Genomic DNA, 26335 nt, shown 5'->3' with positions numbered 1-26335 from the left:
TCTTTTCAGCTGACAGGCAGTCTAATAAGAAGTTAGACCGGTTGTTCCGTTATCGCTTAATGAGCTGTGTGCATATGCACAAATTTGGGTGGTACCGCGGAGTCTTTCGTCCCTTGTATAGGGAATGAAGGCTTTTTTTATTGTTTAAAATTAAGGAGGAAGAACATGGAACTTAAAGAAAGATTACAGGCGTTAAAGTCTGAGGCAGTGGACAAAGTAAGTCAGATTACAGATAAGAAAGCATTACAAGATATCAAAGTTTCTTACATCGGTAAAAAAGGTGTGATCACTGGTCTGATGAAAGAGATGAAATCTCTGCCAAACGAAGAGAAACCGATGTTTGGTCAGCTTGTTAATGATGCCAAACAAACCGTAGAAAGTGCAATTGCAGAAGTTGAAGTTCGTATTGAAGCGGAACTTGTGAACAAACGACTTGAAAGTGAAACAATAGATATTACTTTACCAGGTAAAAAGTTAAGTTCAGGGAGCAGTCATCCGCTCGACCGTATCGTTGAGGATATTGAAGATTTATTCATCGGTTTGGGCTATGAAATTGTAGAAGGATTCGAAGTAGAAAGCGATCATTATAACTTTGAAGCGTTAAATCTTCCAAAATCTCATCCTGCACGTGATATGCAGGATAGTTTCTACATTTCTGAAGAAGTATTAATGCGTACGCATACATCTCCTGTTCAAGCTCGTACGTTGGAATCACGTAAAGGTGAAGGACCTGTAAAAATTATTTGTCCAGGTAAAGTCTACCGTCGTGATTCTGATGATGCGACGCATTCACATCAGTTTACACAAATCGAAGGATTAGTTGTTGATGAGAATATTAAAATGAGCGACCTTAAAGGAACGCTTGAATACTTTGCGAAGAAGATGTTCGGTGAAGATCGTGAGATTCGTCTGCGTCCAAGTTTCTTCCCGTTTACTGAGCCTTCTGTAGAAGTGGATATTTCATGCTTCAAATGTAAAGGTAAAGGCTGCAACGTTTGTAAAGGGACAGGATGGATTGAAATTCTCGGTGCCGGTATGGTACATCCGAATGTTTTAGAGATGGCTGGTTTTGATTCTAATAAATATTCTGGATTCGCATTCGGTATGGGACCAGATCGTATTGCGATGTTAAAGTATGGTATTGAAGATATTCGTCATTTCTATACGAATGATCTAAGATTTATTCGTCAGTTTTTACGTTTAGAAGATGGAGGAGAACCGAATGTTAGTAAGTAAAGAATGGTTAGATGAATATGTAAAAGTTGATGTTTCGGTAGAAGCGCTTGCTGAGAAGATTACAAGAAGCGGAATTGAGATTGAAGAAATTATCGATTATACAAAAGATATTAAGAACTTAGTGGTTGGACATGTAGAATCGATCGAGAAGCATCCTGATGCAGATAAATTAAATGTCTGCCAGGTGAATGTTGGCGAAGAAGTGAAACAAATTGTCTGTGGTGCACCGAACGTCGCAGCTGGTCAGACAGTAATCGTCTGCTTACCTGGTGGACGTCTGCCTGGTGGTGTTAAGATAAAAAAAGCGAAACTACGCGGAGTAGAATCTAACGGTATGATTTGTTCGTTAGGTGAACTAGGTATCTCTTCAAACTTGATTCCAGAAGCGTACGAAAAAGGGATATACGTATTTGAAGAAGCTATCGCGCCAGGTACAGATGCACTTGCTGCATTATCGCTAGATGATGCCGTGATGGAATTCGGTCTAACACCTAATCGAAGCGACTGTATGAGCATGATTGGTTCTGCATTTGAGACAAGTGCATTATATGAAGAACCATTGAAGCTACCTGCAACGCATATTAATGAAATGAGTGAACAAGTATCAGACTTAATCAGTATTGAAATTGAAGAAGCGACGTTATCACCGTATTATGCTGCACGTATCGTGAAGAACGTAAAGATCGGACCTTCACCTGCACATATTCAAGGCCGCTTAATTAAAGCGGGTATCCGCCCGATTAATAACGTTGTTGACGTATCGAATTACGTTATGCTGGAATATGGACAGCCGCTGCATATGTTTGACTATGATAAGATTGGCAGCACAACAATTAAAGTTCGTCCAGCAACTGATGGCGAAAAGATGACAACATTAGACGATAAAGAGCGCACATTAACTGCAGAAGATATCGTGATTACAAACGGTACAACACCAGTAGCGCTTGCTGGGGTGATGGGAGGAGATTTCTCTGAAGTAACGGATAGTACAGTGAATGTACTGATTGAGTCTGCGATGTTTGCGCCGCTAAACATACGTAAAACTGCGAACCGTCTGAACTTGCGCTCTGAATCATCAAGTCGCTTTGAAAAAGGTGTTGCAGCAGAATTTGTACTTGATGCATTAGACCGTGCAGCATATCTCCTGCAGGAAAATGCGCAAGGAGAAGTATTAAGTGGTGTTGCTTCAGCTGGGGCATTACCAGAGTTTACAACGAACGTTCAAATTACAACGGATGATATTAATCGATTGATTGGATTTGATATCTCTAATACAGAAATTAAAAACATATTCGAACGTCTTGGCTTTGAAACGAAGATAGATGGTGATTCATTCAACGTCATCGTACCATCTCGTCGTGGTGACATTACTATTAAAGAAGATTTAGTCGAAGAAGTTGCGCGTATTTATGGTTATGATGCACTACCTGCGACATTACCAGAAACGAAGACGAACAAACAAGTAGGACTGACTGATTATCAGGCGAAACGTCGTGCAGTGAAGGCGTTGCTTCAAGGGTTAGGATTAAATCAGGCAATCACCTATGCACTTGTCTCAAATGAAAAATCGAAACAGTTCGCACTAAAAGAAGCTGAAACGACAGCGCTCTTAATGCCGATGAGTGAAGATCATGCAGTGCTACGTCAATCATTATTGCCTCACTTAATTGATGTCGTAAGCTATAATAATGCACGTCAAATGAAAGATGTCGCGTTCTATGAAATTGGAAATACATTCTTTAAACAAGAAGACTTATTACCTTCAGAAGAAGAACATGTTGCTGGGATTATTACTGGACTTGTCACACCAACGATGCATCAAGGGAAAAAGGAGCAAGTTGACTTTTTCCATGTGAAAGGGATAGTGGAGGCGTTAAGTGAAAGATTAGGTCTAGTGTTCCGATATGTTAGAAGTGATGAGTCGATGTTGCATCCTGGTCGCAGTGCAGATATCTATGTGAATGAAACGAAGATCGGCATCATTGGTCAATTGCACCCGACAGTAGAGAAAGCAAATGACTTAAAGGAAACGTATGTGTTTGAATTAGATTTAAAAGTCTTGCTTTCAATTCAGCAAGGTCAGATTATCTACAATATGATTCCGAAGTTCCCTGGAACTAGCCGTGATATCGCACTTGAAGTTGAACGTAAACAGGATACGGGCGAACTGATTGCAGAAATTCTTAAAGTGGATTCTAAGTACTTGAAGTCAGCTGAAGTATTCGACGTATACAAAGGTGAGCATATTGCACAGGATAAGAAATCGGTAGCGATTCGAATGGAATTCCTGAATCCGGAACAGACGCTGACAGATGAAGAGATTAAACCGATATACGATGCGGTTATTGAAAGATTAGAGTCAATTGGCGCTAAACTTAGAGGTTAAAAAATAAGCTGACAATCGTCAGCTTATTTTTTTATGAGCTTCAATGCTTTTTCTCTGTTTTTAAAGTCTTTTTTCGTTATCGTATCTAAATAATCAATGCCTCTAAGTTTAATAATTTTTGCAGCTTCAGCATCTACTTTAGCGCCTGCTCCTTTTGTGATTGAGATGCCGGTTTCTTTAATTATTTGTTCGAAATGTTTTACAAACGCATATCTTGCAATAATGGAGCTTGCGGCGATGGCAATCGCTTTGGATTCGCCTTTCGTTTCGAACTTAGTTTTATTGCGCTCAGGTATTGCGCCGAGTGCATAATTTTCATATACACCTTGAACTGCAAACTGGTCGATTACAATGTAATCCACAGGTTCATCTATTTTGTTCAGCACGTTTTTAATCGCTTCATTATGCAGCACCGCCTTCATCTTAACTTGTGACCAGCCCATCTGTTTACGTTCATTATATTTGATGTTATCTAGGACGAGCAGTGAATGTGGGATTATCGGGATGATTTGTTCTGCAAGTTCTATAATTTGTCTGTCTTTGAGATTCTTAGAGTCCATGACACCAAGCACTTTCAGAATTTCAGCATTTTTCTTTGATACATAGCTCGCGACAACGGTCATCGGTCCGAAGTAATCCCCAGAACCTGCTTCATCGCTACCGATACAGTTGAAATGATCATACTGGATACTTTCAATGGATACGTTATGCTTAGAGGTAGAATTACTGTCTGGAAGTTGCTGAGTGAGTTGAATACCAGCTTTAGAAAGAATTTGTTCACCGATTACTTCACTATTTGAACCTTGAATCATCAACTTATTGGAGTTGTAGAGTGTTACTGTATGACCGGATAGTTTTGTTCGATATTTCGTACCTTGTGGAAGGCTTGTAGTACTGGATACAGGTAATATATCTTCTATTCTTTTTGCTTGTTCAGCATTTAATAGGTATACTTTATTGCTCATTTTTGCCTGCTTTCTTACATAATAGTATGTTTTTATTGTTAATTATCCTATAAAAATGGTAACATAAACTAAAATAAATGACGATGTCGGAGTGTTGATATGGGAGAGTTTAAGAATCGTATTACTGTAAACATATATGATCAGTTCTATACTATTCTCGGCGAAGAAGAGCCGAGCCATATCCGTCACGTTGCGAGTCTTGTTGATGAACGTATTCGGGAGATTGCGAAGTACAATGCAGGTCTCGACACTTCACGAAAGGCTGTGCTTGCAGCAGTTAACGTGATGGATGATTATGTGAAACTAAAGGAAGAACACGATTTACTGTTAGATAAGTTGAATCGTCTAGAGGGTAATAACAGTCATGATTAATATTTTATTGATATTCTTTTTGTGTCTAGGAACGATTATCGGTTTTAGAAGAGGATTGATCTTACAATCACTACATTTGATCGGTACACTCGGATCGTTCATTATTGCACAGCTATTTTATAAGGACCTGGCACAAAAGCTCGTGCTTATGATTCCGTTTCCATCGACAGAAGGAAATTATGAGTCGAAGTTTTTGAATATGATCACTAATGAAATGACATTTTATAACGTTGTAAGTTTTGTAATATTATTTTTATTGAGTAAGGTAATCCTTCAATTTATTGCAACTGTTTTTGATTATATTGCACAGCTACCATTACTGAAACAGTTCAATCGTTTGTTTGGAGCGATATTAGGATTTATTGAGTCGCATCTTCTCATATTTATCGTGCTATTTCTATTGTCAATGATTCCGATAACAGCAATACAAACGAAATTAGAAGGAAGCATTATTGCAAATTTAATTGCGAACCATACCCCGGTATTAAGTAATTTTGCGAAACATCTGTTTGAATATGCAGGGTTTATCATTTAATAAAGTCATAGGCTACTTGTCTATGGCTTTTATTTTGGAGGGTATTATGAGTATTACAAAAAAAGATTATATAAAGCAGTTAGAACGTATTGCGACATTACTTGAACTTTCAGCTGAGAATCCATTCAAAGTTTCTGCATATCGTAAAGCAGCAGCGAATCTAGAGACATTCGAAGACGACATCAACGCAGTATCTGATTTCACACAAATTAAAGGCATCGGTAAAGGTGTTGCTGAAGTGCTGGAAGATATTAGAGCTCATCATGAATCATCGCTACTTAAAACGTTAAAGGAACAAGTTCCTGAAGGATTTATACAGATGCTGAAGATTCGTAATCTAGGTGCTAAAAAGATTGTGAAGATTAATGATGCTCTTGGAATTACAACTGTCGATGAATTAAAAGCGGCGTGTCTGAATAATGAAATCAGTGCCCTTGCGGGATTTGGTAAAAAGTCTGAAGAGAATATACTGTCAGGTATAGAAGAAATGTTAACGATGACAGAGAAACTCAGTATTTATCAAGTGCATCAGTTTACGCAGATGATTGATGCAGCGCTCGCTCAAATTGAGGAAATCAACCGTTTCAGTGTAGCTGGCAGCTTTAGACGCCGCAATGAATTTTCGAAGGATATTGACTATATTGTTGAAACAAGTGATCGTGAAACTGTAAAAGCACAGTTAACAGCACTACCTTTTATCAAGAAAGTTGAACTTGCTGGTGATGAGAAAGTTACGATACAGGCTGAAAGAGAAGATTTAATTACGACGGTTGATTTCAGGTTTACAGATTCCGACGGCTATGCGCATATGTTACAGCATTTCACTGGGAGTAAGGAACATAACATTAGAATTCGTCAGCTTGCAAAAGAAAGAAATGAGAAGATAAGTGAATATGGCATTACAACTGATGATGGAAATCTGATTCAGATGCAATCAGAAGCTGAAATTTATCAACATTTTGATCAAACATTTATTCCTCCTGAAATGCGCCAGGACGGTTCCGAATTTGAATTTAAAGAATTTGGTGAGATTATTCAGCCTGAAGACATTCGTGGTGATATACATATGCATACTACATATAGTGATGGTGCGCATACGTTAGAACAGATGATCGAAGCATGTATCGCTAAAGGATACGAATATATGATGATTACGGATCACTCGAAAAGTTTACATGTCGCAAATGGATTGTCAGAAGAACGTTTGTTAGAACAGCATGCACGTATTAAAGCCTTGAATGAACAATATTCAGAAATTGATATTTATTCAGGCGTTGAGATGGATATACTAGCAGATGGTGAAATGGATTACAGCAATGATGTACTAGCACAGCTTGACTATTGTATCGGTGCTATTCATCAGTCGTTGAATCAAAGTGAAGATGAGATTATGAAACGCCTGATCAATGCCTGTAACAACCCATACGTCAGACATATTGCTCATCCAACGGGCAGGTTGATTGGTCGCCGTAATGGTTATCATGTAAACATGTCAAAGCTCATCGAAACTGCACAGAAGACAAATACCATCCTTGAAATTAACGCGCATCCGATGCGTCTTGACTTATCGAGTGACGTATTAAAGCAATACTCAGATATTAAACTTGTGATCAATACAGACGCGCATGCAATCGATCAGCTTGATTTAATGAAATATGGTGTGAGTACAGCAATAAAAGGCTATGTGAAAAAAGAACAGGTAATAAATACTTTGCCACGTGAAGCCTTTAAATCTTGGATACAGAATGGGAAGTAATCATATGAATAAAAAAGCATTAAATATATTAGAATATAACAAAATTATTGAGCGTGTTGACGCATTTACTCAAAATGAACTTTCAAGCCAAAAAGTGAGGATGACACAACCTATCAGCGACAAAGCTGAAATAGATAGCATGCTTGCACATCTTGAAGAAGCACGTCTAATAGAAATGACACAAACAGAACCTGGCATGAGTATGCTGAGCGATATTCAGTCGCTCGTACGCCGTGCAGTAATCGGATCAGTACTTTCGGTTGTTGAATTAAATAAAATTAAGAACAATATTAAAGTCGTCAATCGTTATAAAACATATATCGCGAACTTATATGAAGAGCGTGAACTGGAAATTCCGGTGACATATCATAAGTTCCAAAAGTTACCTCAAGTGACGGAACTTGCTGAAAGTATACAGTCTAAGTGTGATGAAACGACATTGTTTGACCATGCGTCTCCAAAACTCTCGGAGATACGTCAAGAGATGAACCGTATCAACCGTCGTATAAAAGAGCGATTAGAAAGCATCGTTCGCAGCTCGAATAACCAGAAGAAGTTATCAGATGCGATTGTGACGATTCGTAATGGACGACAAGTAATTCCGGTGCGCAGTGAATATAAACAGGATTTTCCTGGTATCGTTCATGATACATCGAGTAGCGGCCAGACATTTTACATTGAACCTAACAGTATTGTACAGTTATCAACAGAACTGAGTGCAGTAACGCATCGTGAACAAGAAGAAGTTGAGCGTATTCTGTATGAACTGATGAATGAAGTCGCAGAATATGATAATGCACTGACATATTCGACGGATGTGTTATCTGATTTAGACGTACTTATGGCTAAAGCGAAATATGGAAACCGTAACAAGATGGTCATGCCGAATGTTGTAAAAGCACGTACTGTAGATTTACCAGGGGCATGGCATCCATTATTACCAGCTGATACGGTCGTAAAAAATAATATTAGTTTTATCGGTGACACACAGACCGTCATCATTACTGGACCAAATACAGGTGGTAAGACAGTAACATTAAAAACAACTGGGCTGATTATCTTGATGACACAAAGTGGTATGATGATACCTGCTGCTGAAGGTGCAGCGATCAGTATCTTTGATGAAGTATTCTGTGATATCGGAGATGAACAGTCAATTGAGCAGTCACTGTCAACGTTCTCAAGCCATATGACAAATATTGTATCGATATTAACAGATATGACAAGTAACAGTTTCGTTATGTTTGATGAACTTGGTGCAGGAACAGATCCGAGTGAAGGTGCAGCACTGGCGATGAGTATATTAGATAAGTGTCTCGAGCAGAACATTATGACGATGGCGACAACGCATTATCCAGAACTCAAAGCTTATAGTTATAATCGTGATCGTGTTATGAATGCGAGCGTGGAGTTTGACATTGAAACATTAAGTCCAACTTATCGCTTGCTGATGGGAGTACCAGGTAAAAGTAATGCGTTTGATATCGCGAAGAAGTTAGGACTGAGTCCTTCGATCATAAAGCATGCACGACAAATGATTCAAATGGATGATGTTGAGATAGATAATATGATCAAAAGCTTAGAAAGTAATGCAAAGCAGATGGAAGATGATCGCATCTTCACAGAACAGCTGAAGTTAGAAGTTCAGTCATTGCATAGTGACTTAAAGAAGAACTTTGATAGTTATTTAGCACAAAAAGAAAACTTAATTGAACGTGCGAAACAAGATGCGAATAAGATTGTTAAAGATGCTGAAAAAGAAGCGGATGAACTATTAAAAACATTACGTAACTTAAAATCAAATGCAGATATAAAAGAAAACGAATTGATTGAAAAACGTTCAAAACTCGGTAAAATGTATCATGAAACAAAGATTAAAGCAGATAAAAAATCAACGAAGAATGAAGTGATAGAAAAAGGTGACCACGTAAAAGTGTTAAGCTACGGTCAAAAAGGAGTCATTCTTGACGTAGATGGCAAGGAAGCAATTGTACAGATGGGAATTATCAAGATGAAATTACCGCTTGATGAACTCGAAAAAGAAGCACCGCCTAAAGAGGATAAGATTCGTGTAGTACCGCGAAGTAATCGTCAGACAATTAAGATGGAACTGGACCTGCGCGGTGAACGCTATGAAGATGCACTAATAAAACTAGAGCAATATCTGGATCAGGCGCTTCTCAGTAATTATGAACAGGTGACAATCATTCACGGTAAAGGGACCGGTGCCCTTCAAAAAGGAGTGCAACAATATTTAAGACGTTCAAAAGCTGTATCAAGTTTCCGTGGAGGTACACCTTCAGAAGGTGGATTTGGCGTTACAGTTGCTGAACTGAAGTAAGGAGGAGCTATGGATAATTTCGATATGTATAAGCTCGCAAAGGTGCTGATTGTAATTTCAGTACTGATGCTTTTAGGTGGCATCATTTATTTATTTGTAGTTTAATAAATGAGCAAAAGGAATGACCATCAGATATTTATTTGATATACTCCTTTTATAAATGAAATAGATATGGAGGAATAAATTATGGCTTTAATTAATGCAACTGATAGTAACTTTGAAGATAATATTAAAGAAGGTGTGACTTTAGTAGACTTCTGGGCACCATGGTGTGGGCCTTGTAAAATGATTGCACCTGTATTAGAAGATTTAGCAAAAGACATCGAAGGTAAAGCAAACATCGTTAAAGTTGATGTTGATGAAAACCAGGCAACAGCAGCTAAATTTGAAGTGATGAGCATCCCAACTTTAATCGTATTTAAAGATGGTCAAGCAGTAGACAAAGTTGTAGGGTTCCAACCTAAAGAACAATTACAAGCTGTGCTTGCGAAACATTACTAATCAATAATACTTGCGGGCGGGACTCTAGTCTCTGCCCTTTTTTTTATGACTGAATGAATGTGTGGTGAATGTCGTGGAAGATTATGAAATACAAATAAAGAATAAATTATCCGTGTTACCATCTGAACCTGGATGTTACTTGATGAAAGACAGGAATAACCAAGTCATCTATGTCGGCAAGGCAAAGAACTTAAGAAACCGTGTACGCAGTTATTTTACGGGGAGTCACGATGAGAAGACGACGCGTCTTGTAATGGAAATACGTGATTTTGAATATATTGTGACTAGTACAGAGATTGAGTCATTATTGCTCGAACTGACACTCATTAAAAAGCACTATCCAAGATATAATATCTTACTGAAAGATGATAAGAGTTACCCATTTATCAAGATTACAAATGAAAAGCATCCGAGACTTCTTGTTACAAGAACAGTAAAGAAAAATAGCGGAAAATATTTCGGTCCGTATCCAAATGCGTATGCTGCTCATGAAACGAAGAAGCTGCTGGATAGAATTATTCCGTTTAGAAAATGCACGCACCTGCCTGATAAATTGTGTCTATATTACCATATCGGTCAGTGCCTCGGTCCGTGCGTGTATGATGTTGATCAAGCAGAATATCAGAGATACATACAGATTGTTACTAATTTTTTAAACGGACAGGATACGACCATTGTCGAAGAACTTAAAGAGAAGATGAATGAGAAAGCAGAAAATCTTGAGTTTGAAGAGGCAAAAGAATATCGGGATCTCATACAGCATGTAGAATCATTGATGTTTAAACAGAAGATGATGACCAGTGATATGACGACACGTGATATATTCGGTTTCAATGTAGATAAAGGCTGGATGTGTGTACAAGTATTCTTTATCCGTCAAGGAAACTTAATTGAGCGTAAGGTGCAGATGATTCCGTTGATGGATGACGCGAAGAGTCACTTTTATAATTTTATTGGACAGTTCTACCAATTAGAAGAGAATATATTGCCAGGTGAAGTGCATATACCCCTGGGATTGGATATAGAGATGGTCCGCTCAGTTGTAGACACCAAAGTGATTCAGCCTAAAAAAGGCAAGAAAAAAGAGATGGTCGACCTGGCAGTGAAAAATGCGACAATTGCATTGGCAAATAAATTTGACATAATCGAGCGTGACGAATCTAGAACGATAAAAGCGATAGAAGAGCTTGGGAATGCAATGGGTATTGAAACACCGATTAGAATTGAAGCTTTCGATAACTCAAATATTCAAGGTGTGGATCCCGTTGCGGCGATGATTACTTTTGTTGATGGCAGACCAAGTAAACGTGATTATCGTAAGTATAAGATTAAGACGGTGTCCGGACCAGATGATTATGCAAGTATGCGAGAAGTTGTCCGACGTCGTTACACGAGGGTGCTTAAAGAAAATCTGCCGTTACCAGACTTGATTATCGTCGATGGCGGGAAAGGCCATATGACAAGTGTTCAGGATGTTCTTATCAATGAGCTTAATCTTGATATTCCAGTTGCAGGTCTTAAGAAGAATGATAAACATATGACAAGTGAACTCATCTATGGTGATGATTTTAATATCATTCCACTGAATAAGAAGAGTCAGAGCTTCTATTTACTACAGCGTATTCAAGATGAAGTGCATCGTTTTGCAATCAGTTTTCATCGCAATACTAGACGTAAGACAGGCCTATCTTCACAGCTCGATCAAATAGAAGGTATGGGTCCAAAACGCAAGCAGAAGCTGATGAAACATTTCGGTTCTGTTAAGCGCATCAAAGAAGCTTCGGTTGAAGAAATTAGTGCTGCTGGATTGCCGGAGAAGCTTGCAATTGAAGTAAAGACAAAATTAAATCTTGAATAAATCGTTTTAAATGTTTGTGAAATCATATAATTGAGAATCATTTTCATATCCCAAAACGTATGAATAAATGATACAATAAGAACAACAATTGATTTCACAAACTTTTTTTTAATATTAAATGTAATCGGTTTCTTGATTTCGATACATAAGAGGCGTATTATTGAATTTGTGAAATTACTAATAGTTTATAGGGGGGACCTCACTTGGCAAGTTCAGACAAATCTTTTGCACTACGCAGACTACATTCATTACTTGGTGTAATTCCGCTCGGTGTCTTTTTGATTCAGCATTTAGTCATCAACCATTTTGCAGTAGCAGGGCCGGAAAGTTTCAATAAAGCTTCTGACTTTATGTGGAATTTACCATTTAAGATTGTATTAGAAACTTTGGTAATCTATTTACCGATTCTATTCCATGCAATTTATGGTGTTTTCATTGCTTTTACTGCGAAAAATAATGTACAGCGTTATTCAACATTCCGTAATTGGATGTTTTTATTGCAGCGTGTAACGGGGGTTATTGCATTTATCTTTATCGCGGTACACGTTTGGCAGACGCGTGTTCAGGCAGCACTTGGACATCATGTTAATTATGATATGATGGCGGATTTATTTAGTAATCCGATTACGTTAATCTTATATGTAATTGGAATTGTAAGCGTAATCTTCCACTTTGCTAATGGACTATGGTCGTTTGCAGTGAGCTGGGGTATTACACAATCTCAGAAGTCACAGAACGTTATGGCATACGTGTCATTATTAGTGTTTATCGTCGTTACGTTTATCGGTTTAAGAGCGTTATTCGCATTCGTATAATTTATAGATATTTAGGGGAGTGACATATCAATGGCAAAAAGTAACGTTATCGTTGTCGGTGGGGGACTAGCCGGTCTTATGGCAACAATTAAAGCGGCAGAATCAGGTACACCGGTTGATCTATTCTCACTTGTACCGGTGAAGCGTTCACACTCTGTTTGTGCACAAGGCGGTATTAATGGGGCAGTTAATACAAAAGGTGAAGGTGACTCACCATATATTCACTTTGACGATACAGTTTACGGAGGGGATTTCTTAGCGAATCAACCTCCAGTTAAAGCAATGACAGAAGCGGCACCTGGAATCATTCATTTATTAGACCGTATGGGTGTGATGTTCAACAGAACACCTGAAGGCCTACTTGATTTCCGTCGTTTCGGTGGCACTTTACACCACCGTACTGCATATGCAGGTGCGACAACTGGTCAGCAATTATTATATGCATTAGATGAACAAGTACGTAAATTTGAAGTAGAAGGTTTAGTTACGAAGTATGAAGGATGGGAATTCCTTGGTGCGGTTATTGATGATGAAGGTGCTGCGCGTGGTATCATTGCGCAGAACTTAACAACATCTGAAATTAAGTCATTCAAATCTGATGCTGTAATTATGGCGACAGGTGGTCCTGGAATTATCTTTGGTAAATCAACAAACTCTATGATCAACACAGGTTCAGCGGCGTCTGTTGTTTATCAGCAAGGTGCAATCTACGCAAATGGCGAATTCATCCAGATTCATCCAACAGCGATTCCTGGAGACGATAAACTACGTCTGATGAGTGAATCAGCTCGTGGTGAAGGTGGACGTGTATGGACGTATAAAGATGGTAAACCTTGGTACTTCTTAGAAGAAAAATATCCTGACTATGGCAACTTAGTACCTCGTGATATCGCAACGCGTGAAATCTTCGACGTATGTGTCAACCAGAAGCTTGGTATTAACGGAGAAAATATGGTGTACCTTGATCTATCACATAAGGATGCTCATGAACTTGATGTTAAACTTGGTGGTATTATTGAGATTTATGAGAAATTTACAGGGGATGATCCACGCAAAGTGCCAATGAAGATCTTCCCGGCAGTACATTACTCAATGGGTGGATTATGGGTCGACTACGATCAGATGACCAACATTCCTGGATTATTTGCAGCTGGTGAATGTGATTACTCACAGCACGGGGGTAACCGTTTAGGTGCGAACTCATTACTATCTGCAATTTACGGCGGTATGGTTGCCGGACCTAACGCAATTAAATATATTAAAGGTCTAGAAAAATCATATGAAGACGTATCAGAAGAAATTTATACGCAGCATGTTGAAAAAGAACAGAAACGCTTTGATGCATTGCTGAATATGAAAGGAACTGAAAATGCGTATAAACTGCACAAAGAACTTGGAGAAATCATGACGGCCAACGTTACTGTAGTGCGTCATAACGATCGTCTGCTTGAAACAGATAAGAAGATCGTTGAGCTTATGGGACGTTATCATGATATTGATATGGAGGATACAGCATTGTGGAGCAACCAGGCTGTCTTCTTTACGCGCCAGCTTTGGAATATGTTAGTGTTAGCACGTGTCATGACCATTGGTGCATACAATCGTAATGAATCTCGTGGCGCCCATTATAAACCGGAATTCCCTGAGCGTAACGATGAAGAGTGGTTAAAGACAACGATGGCGAAGTACAGGGGTCCGAAAGAGGCGCCCGAATTTTCATATGAGCCAGTGGACGTATCTTTAATCCCGCCACGTGTTCGTGACTACTCTAAATCAAGTAAAGGAGGTAAATAATCATGGCAGAAAAATCAATCAAACTGATTATTAAACGTCAAAAAGATGCAAATAGTGCACCTTATGATGAAACTTTCGTGATTCCTTATCGCCCGAATATGAATGTGATTGCTGCATTAATGGAAATTCAGCGTAATCCAATCAATGACAAAGGTGAAAAGACAACGCCGGTAACCTGGGATATGAATTGTCTTGAGGAAGTGTGTGGCGCATGCTCTATGGTGATTAATGGGAAAGCACGTCAATCATGTTCAGCGATTATTGATACGCTGGAGCAGCCAATTCGTTTAGAACCAATGGCTACATTCCCGATTATTCGTGACTTACAGGTTGACCGTACAAAGATGTTCGACAACTTGAAACGTGTAAAAGCTTGGGTACCGATTGACGGCACATACGACTTAGGTGCTGGGCCGCGTATGCCAGAAAAGAAACGTCAAACTGCATATGAATTATCGAAATGTATGACGTGTGGTGTCTGCTTAGAAGTATGTCCTAATGTGAACAAAAATTCTAAGTTTATGGGTGCTCAGCCAATTTCTCAGGTGCGTTTGTTTAACTTACATCCAACAGGAAGTATGAACAAGGATGAGAGACTCCATGCACTGATGGGAGAAGGTGGTCTTGCTGAATGTGGAAACTCACAAAACTGTGTGACAGCATGCCCTAAAGGTATTCCTTTAACAACATCTATCGCGGCAATGAACCGTGAAACAACATTCCAGATGTTCAAATCATTCTTTGGTTCTGACCACCAAGTTCAATAATTTGTAAGATGATAGCTTTCAGAAATTTAAATTTCTGAAAGCTATTTTTTTAAAATAATATATTTGAATTATATATTTACTGAAACTTAGGGTAATTATTTGTTATGATAAGAGTATATATGTAAAAGGAGACGCCTATGAACCAGGATATTATTGCTTTAGAATATGAACTTAGGAGACTTGCAGATATCATTAAGAATGAAGGTCGGCAAGAATTGATAGCGTATAACATCTCTGATGTCCAGTTTATAGCTGTTCAGTGGATTAAAGAGACGGACGCGATGACGATTGGCGCATTGTCTAAACATCTGAATCTCGCTATATCTTCTACATCAGAACTAGTGGATCAGCTCGTTCAGAAAGAGTTTGCTGTGCGCAGAAAGGATGATGAGGATAAACGTAAAGTGAATATTCATCTAACGGAGCGTGGACAGCAGCTTATTGACGATGTCATTATTAAACGTCAGCGTTATCTGCAGTCACTCGTTAAAGCGTCCGAATACAGTGTTAAAGATTACTACAAACACACCCATGCTTTATATAAAGAAACAGAAGAAGGTGAACGTATTGAATCAAGCGATAGGAGTAATTGATTCAGGCGTTGGTGGATTAACTGTAGCGAAAGAAATTATGCGACAGCTTCCAAATGAAACGATCTACTACCTTGGTGATGAGGCGCGTTGCCCCTATGGTCCGCGTACACAGGAGGAAGTAAGACGATTCACAGTACAGCTGGCAGAATTCCTTATTAATAAACATATAAAGATGCTTGTCATTGCTTGTAACACTGCAACTGCCGCCGCGCTTGAGTCTCTGCGTGCGACATTTGACATACCGATTATCGGTGTAATCGAACCCGGAGCCAGAACAGCGATTATGACGACTGAAAATAATCACGTGCTTGTGCTGGGAACAGAAGGAACAATACGCTCGCATGCATATAAAGAGAAGATACATATGATCAATCCTCATATTGAAGTCGCTGGGAAAAGTTGTCCGGAATTCGTACCATTAGTAGAAAGCAGAAGATATAAGGATGAAGCAGAAAGTATGCGAATCATCTCTCAGGCTTTGCAGGAATTCAAGACGCATAAAAGTGATACTGTAATTCTCGGTTGCACACATTATCCGTTATTACAGGAATATATCAATCGATTTTTCAATGATCAGAAGAAAGTGATTTCATCAGGACTAGAAACGGCACGTGAGGTGAGTGCGCTTCTTACGTTTAGAAATGATCATGTGACACAGCCTGCTGCTACAGCACACCGTTTCTTTGTTAATGGTGATGCAGAACATTTTACTGAGATTGCAAGAGAATGGTTAAAAGACCCAGATATACATGTCGAATCAATTCAACTGGAGGATATATGAAAGAAATCGTAATCGCTACTGGAAACAAAGGAAAGATCAATGACTTTAAGCATATTTTTAAATCACATAAAGTGATTGGAATTAAAGAATTAATAAAAGATTTTGATGTTGAAGAGACCGGAACGACATTTGAAGAGAATGCAGCATTAAAGTCAGAACATGCCTGTCAATTACTGAACAAGATCGTGATAAGTGATGACTCCGGATTAGAAGTAGAGGCATTGAATAATGCACCGGGAATATATTCAGCACGTTATTCTGGAGAAGATGCTACTGATGAATCAAATCTGGATCTTGTTCTGCAGCAGATGGAAGGTCAGAACAATCGAAAGGCACGTTTTGTATGCGTGATTGCAGTGAGCATCCCTGGAGAAAAGACGAAAACTTTCAGAGGTGAAGTTGAAGGTGAATTACTGACTGAACGTCGTGGAAATAAGGGCTTTGGATATGATCCAATCTTCTATGTTCCAGAACTCGGGAAAACAACAGCTGAGCTTACAGGTGAAGAAAAAGCAAGAATCTCACATCGTGGTAAAGCAATTGAACAATTACTTGATTCACAAATCATATAAGGGGTGTTCTTATGAAGTGGGTAATCGTAAGTGATAATCATCGTATGAAAGGCATTTTGACGGATATTGTATCTGTTCATGACGATGCAGATATATTTATCCATCTCGGTGATTCTGAATTTGATTATAGTGACCCTGAATTAAAGCCGTATATCAGAGTCGCAGGCAACTGTGATTATGGTCATCAATTCAAATCTTCTACACGAATACAGATGCATCATATAAATGCCTTTGTAACACACGGGCATTTATATGATGTTGGTAGAAGTCTTGTGAAACTTGCAGAAGCAGCAGCTGAAGCAAATTGTAACCTTGCTTTCTATGGACATACTCACGTCAAGCATATTGAAACAGTGCAAGGTGTCGTATGTATCAACCCTGGATCGATTGCTCAGTCAAGAAGTGAGTACACGGAGACCTATGCAGTATTAACGGTTGAAGAAGAGAATCAGATGATAACGTATTATAATCAGAATCATGAAATTACAGATAAAGAAATCATTTTATTGTAAAAGAATAAGGCAGAGTACTTGGATAGGACTCTGCTTTATAATGTATTTATCTTTTTATTGTGTAATTAGAAATTATTGATGTGATTATTAGTCAATTTATTTTCCGATTGTTGTTGACTTTACCTCTTAAAGTTGATTATAATTAATCTTGTGTTAAATATTGTCCTGGTAGCTCAGCTGGATAGAGCAACGGCCTTCTAAGCCGTCGGTCGGGGGTTCGAATCCCTCCCAGGACGTACCAATACGTTGATATTACAACGTTTCAAGAGTGCAGGTGTCAAATGAGTGTCAAGAGAATAATTCTCTCACTCGTTGACCCTGTATTTTTTATGTTCATCAAGTAAATGTGTGTATGCCTTAATGCATATGGTGGAATCTCATCTGAAATGCCTATATGTGTTTTTAGCTTTTTAAATACCTTATTTACAGCAGTATGGGATAACATGAAGATTTTACCGTCCATCCTTTTAGGATGCTTTAAAAGGTGCTTGTTGATTAAAATAACATCATTCTTTGAAATCTCCACAACTCTATCTGCATTTTCCGTCTTAGTGCAATGTAGATGAATGGTACTGTCTTTAACGCTAATATCTTCATAACTTAAATTATTCACTTCTGAAAATCGTGTGCCTGTGATTGCTAGAATATAAAGTGATATTGAACTTCTTTCATGTTTGCCTTTTAGATAGTCTATAACAGCTTCGTATTGCTCGATAGACATATAACTTCGCCTGTTCCTTCTTTGCTTCTACAGCACCCTTAAAATTGATTTTATGAGTAGGGTCTTTTTTCAGATAACCATCATATACTGCATCACGCAGACATGCTTTTAACAAGTTATTCACTTTAAGTACTGTTTCAGTCACATGACCTTTTGAGTAATTAGTGATAAATTTCTGATACTCTGAACGAGTGATATTCTTAACAAGTATATTTTCTCCGAAATGATCTAAAAATAAAGTTAATGCTCGGTTATACCAATAGACCTGCTTATCTGACAAATCAAGTTTACCGTTGATTTCTAACCAATCATTGTAATAATCTTTAAAGCATTTATTATCCTGAATATGATTGCCATCATCAATCTGTTTAATCAACTCAAGTGCTGCATTCGTTGCATCTGCTTTAGTTTTAAATCCCGCTTTACGTTTTTTACCATTCTTGAGTAACGGGTCTTTCACATCATACTGCCACGAAAAACCACTCTTATTCGTTCTTTTATATACTGTAAATATAGCTATGTTCAAGCTCCTTTTTTCAATTTAGGTATAAAAAATAAGGGCATAGTGAGTACACCCTTATTTTTTAGTTGTGAATATTAAAATAATCAGATTTTTTCTTTTTCTAAGTCTTTAGAAGATTATTTACAAAAATTTTTGGATCAACAAACTCATCTTGAATGAAGGCAATCATAAATTTTACAGCGCTATCTTTAAGAGATTCACTATAATCTAAAAGATTAGCAGTATTATATAAATTTTTTTCAAGTTGCGAAATAGTAAACTGATTATTATTTAACGCAGATCGGTATTTTATTAAGTCGTATGGGGGAATGTGGGCTCTAAGAGTTATATCGCTATATTCGTAGTATTTAAGATAATGATTAAAGGCTAAAATTGTATTTATAACATTAGCTAGATTGAAATAATAGAATCCTTTATCTATTTCGTGATACTTAAAGTAGTATCTTGCGATACTGTCGCTTACTGAATGAATCGAATATATCGCTCTTTCATTATTAGACTGCATTAAAGACTGCAGTTTATCTATATAAATACCAGTCAATATTTCTAGTTCATCTTTACTTGGATGAGAAAGATAATAATGATATGCATCATCAAGTGTAACATCATATCCATGTACAAACTCTGTTAAAAATGAAGTTTCATCAAATATTTCTTTATAATCATCATTAATAATGTATACAGATGGCAGGTATAATTCCGATAGGTCAACATTATTTTCAATCAATCTTTTAACTAGTTCAGGCTTATTACCTGCAACTTTTAAACCGTTATCTTTTAATATTTCTTTTAATTTTGGGTTTTTTAATTTAGATAAAGTTAAATTATAATCAGATTTTTCAACAATAACTCCATCATCAATCAATTTTCTCAAAATTTTCATTGGATTAGTAGAATAAATGTCTGTCCAAAAATTTTGATTTAATACAGTACCTTGAGATTTATTATCAATATAATGCATAACCAATAACTCTAATGCAGTTAATCTTCTCATAAAACCCCCCCATTAATATTTTCTGTGCATTCTTACGACATAGACGACAACCTATCTTACCTATAAAATTATTATTTATCTTTCCGCCTTTTGTACTTGAAATGTACAAAAAAAGAGTGTGTTAAAGACACCCTTATTATTCAATTATTTAACTTCAACCCAATTCCCGTTTTCATCTTCTTCGTAAGTTGGACTGTTTGTATCGTATTCTCCGATAGGGTATGGATATGCATTTTCTAGTGATTCTTCAGTAGAAAACTCTGATTGCTGGTTTGTTTGAACATCAGTATTAGGTTGTGTGTTTTTTTCATAGACAGATTTTTCTGCACCAGATTCTACTCTTAAAGAACTTTGATATGCGGCTAAAGCTGGACCTTCCATTACATTTCCTTGAGGGATAACTCCATTACGCACAGCACTGTTATATGCTGCAATCTTATCTATTTCAGATATAGAATTGTTATACAGAATATTTTCTAATTGTGATCTAGAAGTTACGTTGTTAATGTTTGCAGTTACTGGCGTTTCTGTTGTAGGTGTTTCTGTCGTTGGTGCTTCGGTAGTAGGCTTTTCTGTTGTTGGATGTTCTGTTGTTGGTTTCTCAGTCGTTTGTTTCTCAGTCGTTGGTTTTTCTGTAGTAGTTTTTTCCTCTTTTGTTTTTGTTTCTTCTTTATTTTCTTTTTCTCCACACGCACCTAATAATAGTGTTGATGCGATTGTAAGTCCTGCTAACGATTTGTAGTTCATTTTGCCATCTCCTTTATTTAACGATTAAGAATCAGAACACCCCAAAATGTAACCTTACTTATAATAATTATTTGTAAATTCTAAGATGTGCTGCTTCATTTCGTCCTCTGTAATCTTTCCATCTTTATGCGCTTGCTGCCATTCTTTAATAACTGTGATTAAATCGTCCTCTTTCGGTTTGTCCTTTAATGCTTTGCCGACTTTATATGTGCCGAACACAGCAGGTGTCCATACAGCGGCGGTTGTTTTTAGTCCCACTCTAGTCATTGAATTACCTGGGCGTTGTAGTTTCTCGCCTGTCGTTGTTGTTTTCTCTGCTAATTTTCCCCAAAATTCCGACTTCTCTATCATCTTCTTGAATTTATTTATAGACTTCTCAATCTTTATGCGTTCTTTAGGCACTTCTGTTTCTTCCAATTGTGCTTGCAACACTTCAATTTCATCAAATCATTTTTTGTTTATTTCATTTACTTCTATTTCTTCGAACTTCTTTCTGGCCATGCTGTCATTCCCTTTATTTAATCTCTTGATAAATCATAACATTCAATGGATCAAATGTAATTCTATATCCGTCGTGTATAGTAACGTTATTATACTTGACTTTGTAATGTTGCAAGGCATCAAGTACATATGATTGTCTAACTTCGAAATGTTCAGCCACTTCATATAAATTGTGTAATCCTAGTCCCCAGGCTTCAATAAGTCCATCAAGCGTAACAATAAGTTCGCATCCATACCATCTCGCTTTTACTTCTTGCTTAATATTTTTTGCTTTTTTGTAATCGAGTATATTACCTACAGACGTATAATGATGACCGATTTCTTCTGCGAGAACCTCATTATATTCTTTACCTTTAACAGATTTGTCGATGACTATTATATTGTCGAAGTATAAGCCTTTAATTTTTTTGTTAGGAATTTTCTTCTCAATCAATAAACATTCAGATGACAGTTGTGTTAGTTCTTCGAGTTTGCTTATAATACCAGCCTCCTTTACGCTAATTGCACTATAAGATTTTTGGTGTGGGTTCGATTAAACTATTTTTTACTAGCCTTAATACATTTGATAAATGCTAGTATTTCTTTCATTTCTTCATCAGTTACATCACCATCGATATGTGTTGCAAGTGTTTCGATGTTATTTTTTATTTCGTTTTTTGCATCTTTGTCAGTGGTTAATTCGCTTTGACTAATATTTAAAGCATCGGCAATCGCTTGAATTTTATCGATTCTTGGATATTTAATTCCTTTTAACCAATTCGTAACAGATGCTGGAGAAACCCCAATTTTTAATGCTAAATCTTTTTGATCCATACCACTTCTTTTTAGTGCGTTCTGTAAATTCTCAGATAAGATTTCTCTTGCGCTTTTGTTAGTCATTGTCAAAACCTCTCTTTCGTTTATACCTATATTTTACTATAAGTTAAGTTTTTTATACTTAAAAAGCACCTTACCATTAAGTAGGGTGCTTTTATGTGTCACTCATGTGTCAAATGAGTTTTATTTAGATATGTTTAGATATGTTGTACTTCCTTATTTTTAGCGTAAATAGTATTAGTTTCTTCTATATAAATAGTGACAATATTCCCTCCCAGGACGCTAATGAGATGAGAACTTAAATGTTCTTTTTATAATTTTATAGCATTGAGGACTTCTCCAATATAATCTTCAAAGATTAATGCATCGCTGCGTACTGTTCGTAGCGATGTTTTGTTGATTACTGCAAGTGTTTCACCATTAAAGAAATCTACAAAGGTTGATGCAGGATATACGACTAGCGATGTCCCGGCGATAATCATCATATCAGCATTCTGTATGACAGTGATTGCTTCTGTAATTACCGATGATTTAAGTGCTTCTCCATACATCACGATATCAGGGCGTACGATATGATCATCGTGTGGACATCTGGGTATACCGTCTTTATCCATTGAAAGTTCTTCTAATTGAAATACTTTCTTGCAGTGTGTGCAATAATTTGTCTGAACGTTGCCGTGCAATTCTAGTACTTTACTGTTGCCGGCTGATTGGTGTAGTCCATCGATATTTTGTGTTACGACGGTCACATCTTTGCCTTGTTGTTCGAGTTTCGTGATAAAACGATGAGCAATATTCGGCTGTGCATGTGGATACACGAGTTTATCAAAGTGAAACTTGAAATATTGTTTTGGATATTTGTTAAAGAAATCAATAGAAATAATTTCTTCTGGTGAATGTTCAATGCTAGTTTCCTGCATGAAGATTCCATCAGCGCTTCTAAAGTCAGGGATCCCGCTTTCAGTTGATACTCCTGCACCTCCGAAAAATACTATTTTTTCGCTCTTTTTTATTGCTTTTTCAAGCATACTAATTTTCTCCATTGTCAATTACTCCTTGTTATCCGTCGTTCTTCTATTTTAACATGTTCGAATACGGATATTAAAATATTGTTTTACCTCCTTTGCACAATAAATGAATTTAGATTATAATCATCACTTGTACAGAAAATATCGATTGAAAGCATTGTCTGATTTCGATAAAATCAAAGTAACCTATAAATCTGTTGTGAGGAGAAATACTATGAATAAATTGGATGAGCAAATAATCGTCGTTGATCGTGAAACGATATTTAGTCATGAGAAGAATCATTTCAATGGTTTTATCTCGATGGAAGATCAACGTGCGCTTGAAATATATGAGACACTAACGAAGTATGAAGTGAAACGCCGCGGAGATATGGAAGAAGATGAACGATATAAACAGTTGATTTCATATTGTATCCTGGAAAATGAAAACGATGAAATTTTAGTGTATGAACGTCTTGCTGGTGGGGGCGAAGGGAGACTCCACGGTCTATCTTCTATCGGAATCGGCGGCCATATGAATCGTATCGATAACGCACAAATTGAAGATGTTCTACTTGAGAACGCAGGTCGTGAACTGGAGGAAGAAGTAGGTGTTCGTGATGTTTCAGCAAATGTATTGCAGCTCATTGGATTTATTAATGATGATGACACAGAAGTTGGCCGTGTGCATATCGGGCTTGTGTTCAAATTGAAAGTTGCTTCTTCTGATGTATTTGTAAATGAAACAGATACCCTTAAAATTGACTGGAAGAAAGAACATACACTGATGCAGAACGCAGAATATGAATCATGGTCCAGGTTAATTATCGAGTCTATTTATAACGTAGGTCATTAATATGTCAGATATCATAATCTTCCCGAAACTAAAGGAAAATTTAAGCCGTCAAATTCGTCATGCAATGAAAAGTAGTCGCTATGAAGATGCATACGATGTATTTATGACATTCGAAAGGCACTTTGAACTGAGTGCTGATGAGCAGTTGTTAAAGCTTGAATGTCTCTATCAGCTTGAAAGCTTCCTTGAGCTTAAAGAAGAATCAAGTATTCTTCTGAACCAAGGGCATCAGGCGTATAACGAGATTATTCCTTATTTTTTGGAAAGTTTAATGTATTATAAGCAATATCAGACAGTTGTAGAATTAATAGAGAGGCTCCGTCAAGAAAATGTCGATCAGAAATTATTGATAACGCTTATGCCATTGTATGATGAAGCAGCCCAAGCTTTAGAAATGAAAAGACGTGTGAGCAGAAATTTTATCGTGACGTTCCAAAGTTCTGATAGCAATGCACAATGTGAATTAATCTTAAAGTTGATTGATGAAGGCGACTTCGCCTATCAGATGTCGTTTGTACATATATTAGAATCGAATACATTACATCCAAAAGTCATTTCATTCATTCTGCAGTATTTGCTGATGGCGCAGTGCGATAAGCATGTGACGATAACGAAATTTAACCTCACCATGCAAATAGAGGTATCAAAACTACCGCGTCTTGAAACATCAGAATTTCAAGAAGTAATCGATGGAGTTTATTCTTATCTGCAGCGTGAAATGCCATCAGCTGCAGATCATGCAGTGTTATTAATGAAGCAGCACCATCTTTTACTATACCCACTGGAATTCGAATATTTTGATAAACAGCAGCTGGATTTAATTATACAGACGTATGCGCATTATTTTCTGCAGTTGTTTACAGACAATAAGACGGATGATTTGGGTAATCAACATACAATTGATATAATGAACAAAATAAATCAACTTGAAAAGTATAACCGATAAAAAATAATAGTTGTAGATTGTTGAAGCTATCATGTATTATGTTATAATGAGAGAGTTGAAAAAATTAGAAATTCGTGGAGGAATATCACATGTCAGTAAAATGGGAAAAACAAGAAGGTAACGAAGGTGTATTAACAGTAACAGTTCCAGCTGAAGAAGTTAATGCAGGATTAGATAAAGCATTTAAGAAAGTTGTTAAACAAGTAAACGTACCAGGTTTCCGTAAAGGGAAAATGCCACGTCCAATGTTCGAACAACGTTTCGGTGCAGAAGCATTATACCAGGATGCATTAGATTTCATCTTACCAGATGCATATGCTGCAGCTGTTGAAGAAGCTGGAATCAACCCGGTTGATCGCCCAGAAATCGATATCGAGCAAATGGAAAAGGGTAAAGAATTAATCTTTACTGCTAAAGTTACAGTTGAACCTGAAGTAGAACTTGGAGATTACAAAGGTCTTGAAGTGGAAAAAGAAGATACAGAAGTAACTGAAGAAGATTTAAATAAAGCAATCGAAGCTGATTTAGCACGTAAAGCTGAATTAGTCGTTAAAGAAGATGGCGAAGTTGCTGAAGGCGACGTTGTTAACTTAGACTTTGATGGTTATGTTAATGATGAAGCATTTGAAGGTGGAAAAGCTGAAGGATACGATCTTGAAATCGGATCAGGTCAATTCATCCCTGGGTTTGAAGAACAATTAGCAGGAACTAAAGTTGGTGACGAAAAAGATGTTACAGTAACGTTCCCTGAAGAATACCACGCTGAAGAATTAGCTGGTAAAGAAGCAGTATTTAAAGTGAAAATCAACGAAGTAAAATCTAAAGAAGTACCTGAATTAGATGATGAAATGGCGAAAGAACTAGATGAGTCAGTTGATTCAGTAGATGCTTACAAAGAGAAATACAAAAAAGATCTTCAAGAACAAAAAACATTACAAGCAGAAAACAACATGAAAGAGAGTTTAATTGCTCAAGCTGTTGAAAATGCTAAAGTTGATATTCCTGAAGCGATGATCAATACAGAATTAGACCGTATGATGCAGGAGTTTGAACAACGTATTGCGCAACAAGGTTTAAACTTAGAACTTTACTATCAATTCTCAGGTCAAACTGAAGAGCAACTTAAAGAAAGCATGAAAGCTGATGCTGAAGCACGTGTTAAAACTAACTTAACATTAGCAGCAATTGCTAAGGCTGAAAACATCGAAATATCTGATGCAGATGTAGATGCTGAACTTTCTAAGATGAGCGAACAGTTCGGATTATCAGTAGATGACATTAAAGCTGCTCTTGGTAACGGTGAAGTTTTAAAAGACGACTTACGTATCCAAAAAGCAATCGATGTTCTTGTTAAAGAATCAAAAGAGAAATAAATTGTAAAGTGATACATTACCGTTAAAAGACACGGCGACTCCTGCTTTTAAGGAATTTCGTCCGTGT

Annotated in this window: 26 protein-coding genes, 1 tRNA gene and 1 pseudogene; 19 read left to right on the top strand and 9 right to left on the bottom strand. The window is 37.2% G+C overall.

The window, feature by feature from the left end; translation table 11 throughout:
- Positions 1 to 234: 234 nt before the first annotated feature.
- Positions 235 to 1236: pseudogene (gene pheS / locus ACZ2V4_RS03140) on the top strand (phenylalanine--tRNA ligase subunit alpha); the annotation flags it as partial.
- A complete protein-coding gene (gene pheT / locus ACZ2V4_RS03135; RefSeq protein WP_490514499.1) occupies positions 1223 to 3622 on the top strand; it encodes a phenylalanine--tRNA ligase subunit beta in 2400 nt (799 codons plus the stop codon). The pseudogene pheS and the gene pheT, both read left to right, overlap by 14 nt.
- Before the next feature lie 23 nt (positions 3623 to 3645).
- On the opposite strand, the gene rnhC is transcribed toward pheT, so the two are convergent.
- On the bottom strand, positions 3646 to 4587 hold the full coding sequence (gene rnhC / locus ACZ2V4_RS03130; protein WP_490514498.1) for a ribonuclease HIII: 942 nt from the start codon (positions 4585 to 4587) through the stop codon (positions 3646 to 3648).
- Between the two features lie 99 nt (positions 4588 to 4686).
- Between rnhC and zapA the strand changes: the two genes are divergently transcribed.
- The 14 genes from zapA to ACZ2V4_RS03060 all read left to right on the top strand — a co-directional run bounded on the left by zapA (position 4687) and on the right by ACZ2V4_RS03060 (position 18020).
- Positions 4687 to 4959 carry a cell division protein ZapA gene (zapA, locus tag ACZ2V4_RS03125; RefSeq protein WP_041636060.1) on the top strand — a complete coding sequence of 91 codons (273 nt, stop codon included), beginning with the start codon at positions 4687 to 4689 and terminating at the stop codon, positions 4957 to 4959.
- On the top strand, positions 4952 to 5494 hold the full coding sequence (locus ACZ2V4_RS03120; protein ID WP_133433088.1) for a CvpA family protein: 543 nt from the start codon (positions 4952 to 4954) through the stop codon (positions 5492 to 5494). The genes zapA and ACZ2V4_RS03120 overlap by 8 nt, the downstream gene beginning before the upstream one ends.
- A gap of 52 nt (positions 5495 to 5546) precedes the next feature.
- On the top strand, positions 5547 to 7250 hold the full coding sequence (polX, locus tag ACZ2V4_RS03115) for a DNA polymerase/3'-5' exonuclease PolX (protein ID WP_241427517.1): 1704 nt from the start codon (positions 5547 to 5549) through the stop codon (positions 7248 to 7250).
- Between the two features lie 4 nt (positions 7251 to 7254).
- Positions 7255 to 9591, top strand: a complete 2337-nt coding sequence (locus ACZ2V4_RS03110; protein WP_458620074.1) for an endonuclease MutS2 — start codon at positions 7255 to 7257, stop codon at positions 9589 to 9591.
- A gap of 186 nt (positions 9592 to 9777) precedes the next feature.
- On the top strand, positions 9778 to 10092 hold the full coding sequence (trxA, locus tag ACZ2V4_RS03105; protein WP_012657226.1) for a thioredoxin: 315 nt from the start codon (positions 9778 to 9780) through the stop codon (positions 10090 to 10092).
- Positions 10093 to 10165: 73 nt separating this feature from the next.
- Positions 10166 to 11950: an excinuclease ABC subunit UvrC gene (uvrC, locus tag ACZ2V4_RS03100; RefSeq protein ID WP_219492416.1), complete on the top strand. Its 1785-nt coding sequence runs from the start codon at positions 10166 to 10168 to the stop codon at positions 11948 to 11950.
- Positions 11951 to 12153: 203 nt separating this feature from the next.
- Entirely contained in the window at positions 12154 to 12765 is a 612-nt protein-coding gene (locus ACZ2V4_RS03095) for a succinate dehydrogenase cytochrome b558 subunit (protein WP_099482861.1), read from the top strand.
- Positions 12766 to 12795: 30 nt separating this feature from the next.
- Complete coding sequence (sdhA, locus tag ACZ2V4_RS03090; RefSeq protein WP_219492413.1) at positions 12796 to 14559, top strand: succinate dehydrogenase flavoprotein subunit; 1764 nt, start codon at positions 12796 to 12798, stop codon at positions 14557 to 14559.
- A gap of 2 nt (positions 14560 to 14561) precedes the next feature.
- Positions 14562 to 15326 (top strand): succinate dehydrogenase iron-sulfur subunit, encoded by a 765-nt coding sequence (gene sdhB, locus ACZ2V4_RS03085; RefSeq protein WP_219492412.1) that lies wholly within the window; start codon positions 14562 to 14564, stop codon positions 15324 to 15326.
- Positions 15327 to 15463: 137 nt separating this feature from the next.
- Positions 15464 to 15919, top strand: a complete 456-nt coding sequence (locus tag ACZ2V4_RS03080; protein WP_012657221.1) for a MarR family winged helix-turn-helix transcriptional regulator — start codon at positions 15464 to 15466, stop codon at positions 15917 to 15919.
- Entirely contained in the window at positions 15894 to 16700 is an 807-nt protein-coding gene (gene racE / locus ACZ2V4_RS03075) for a glutamate racemase (protein WP_420493811.1), read from the top strand. The genes ACZ2V4_RS03080 and racE overlap by 26 nt, the downstream gene beginning before the upstream one ends.
- Positions 16697 to 17272, top strand: coding sequence for an XTP/dITP diphosphatase (locus ACZ2V4_RS03070; protein ID WP_419895018.1), 576 nt, complete (start codon positions 16697 to 16699; stop codon positions 17270 to 17272). The genes racE and ACZ2V4_RS03070 overlap by 4 nt, the downstream gene beginning before the upstream one ends.
- 11 nt (positions 17273 to 17283) lie before the next feature.
- A complete protein-coding gene (locus tag ACZ2V4_RS03065) occupies positions 17284 to 17784 on the top strand; it encodes a metallophosphoesterase family protein (protein WP_490514497.1) in 501 nt (166 codons plus the stop codon).
- A gap of 162 nt (positions 17785 to 17946) precedes the next feature.
- Positions 17947 to 18020 (top strand) — tRNA-Arg (locus tag ACZ2V4_RS03060).
- Between the two features lie 41 nt (positions 18021 to 18061).
- Here the strand turns inward: ACZ2V4_RS03060 and ACZ2V4_RS03055 are convergent.
- The 8 genes from ACZ2V4_RS03055 to ACZ2V4_RS03020 all read right to left on the bottom strand — a co-directional run bounded on the left by ACZ2V4_RS03055 (position 18062) and on the right by ACZ2V4_RS03020 (position 23129).
- On the bottom strand, positions 18062 to 18505 hold the full coding sequence (locus ACZ2V4_RS03055) for a tyrosine-type recombinase/integrase (RefSeq protein ID WP_490514496.1): 444 nt from the start codon (positions 18503 to 18505) through the stop codon (positions 18062 to 18064).
- On the bottom strand, positions 18453 to 19031 hold the full coding sequence (locus ACZ2V4_RS03050) for a hypothetical protein (RefSeq protein ID WP_490514495.1): 579 nt from the start codon (positions 19029 to 19031) through the stop codon (positions 18453 to 18455). Before ACZ2V4_RS03050 ends, ACZ2V4_RS03055 begins: the two co-directional genes overlap by 53 nt.
- Positions 19032 to 19128: 97 nt before the next feature.
- Positions 19129 to 20022, bottom strand: a complete 894-nt coding sequence (locus ACZ2V4_RS03045; RefSeq protein ID WP_490514494.1) for an SAP domain-containing protein — start codon at positions 20020 to 20022, stop codon at positions 19129 to 19131.
- A gap of 144 nt (positions 20023 to 20166) precedes the next feature.
- The gene (locus ACZ2V4_RS03040; RefSeq protein WP_490514493.1) at positions 20167 to 20769 is read right to left on the bottom strand and encodes a hypothetical protein; all 603 of its coding nucleotides are present in this window, start codon (positions 20767 to 20769) and stop codon (positions 20167 to 20169) included.
- Positions 20770 to 20823: 54 nt separating this feature from the next.
- Positions 20824 to 21201: a hypothetical protein gene (locus ACZ2V4_RS03035; RefSeq protein ID WP_490514492.1), complete on the bottom strand. Its 378-nt coding sequence runs from the start codon at positions 21199 to 21201 to the stop codon at positions 20824 to 20826.
- Positions 21202 to 21283: 82 nt separating this feature from the next.
- On the bottom strand, positions 21284 to 21703 hold the full coding sequence (locus ACZ2V4_RS03030) for an ImmA/IrrE family metallo-endopeptidase (RefSeq protein ID WP_490514491.1): 420 nt from the start codon (positions 21701 to 21703) through the stop codon (positions 21284 to 21286).
- A gap of 104 nt (positions 21704 to 21807) precedes the next feature.
- The gene (locus ACZ2V4_RS03025) at positions 21808 to 22149 is read right to left on the bottom strand and encodes a helix-turn-helix domain-containing protein (RefSeq protein WP_420493807.1); all 342 of its coding nucleotides are present in this window, start codon (positions 22147 to 22149) and stop codon (positions 21808 to 21810) included.
- Between the two features lie 248 nt (positions 22150 to 22397).
- A complete protein-coding gene (locus tag ACZ2V4_RS03020) occupies positions 22398 to 23129 on the bottom strand; it encodes an NAD-dependent protein deacylase (protein WP_490514490.1) in 732 nt (243 codons plus the stop codon).
- Positions 23130 to 23328: 199 nt separating this feature from the next.
- Between ACZ2V4_RS03020 and ACZ2V4_RS03015 the strand changes: the two genes are divergently transcribed.
- The 3 genes from ACZ2V4_RS03015 (at position 23329) to tig (ending at position 26268) form a co-directional block, all read left to right on the top strand.
- Positions 23329 to 23949, top strand: a complete 621-nt coding sequence (locus ACZ2V4_RS03015; RefSeq protein ID WP_219492399.1) for an NUDIX domain-containing protein — start codon at positions 23329 to 23331, stop codon at positions 23947 to 23949.
- A 1-nt stretch (position 23950) separates the two neighbouring features.
- Positions 23951 to 24895 carry a hypothetical protein gene (locus tag ACZ2V4_RS03010; protein ID WP_420493806.1) on the top strand — a complete coding sequence of 315 codons (945 nt, stop codon included), beginning with the start codon at positions 23951 to 23953 and terminating at the stop codon, positions 24893 to 24895.
- 89 nt (positions 24896 to 24984) lie between these two features.
- Entirely contained in the window at positions 24985 to 26268 is a 1284-nt protein-coding gene (gene tig / locus ACZ2V4_RS03005; RefSeq protein ID WP_219492393.1) for a trigger factor, read from the top strand.
- The last annotated feature ends 67 nt before the right edge of the window (positions 26269 to 26335 follow it).

The sequence above is a fragment of the Macrococcus sp. CoH-51_TC_04 genome (genome assembly GCF_058188655.1).
Note: the sequence above shows the minus strand (reverse complement) of the source record. Positions and strands in the feature narration are given on the sequence as shown.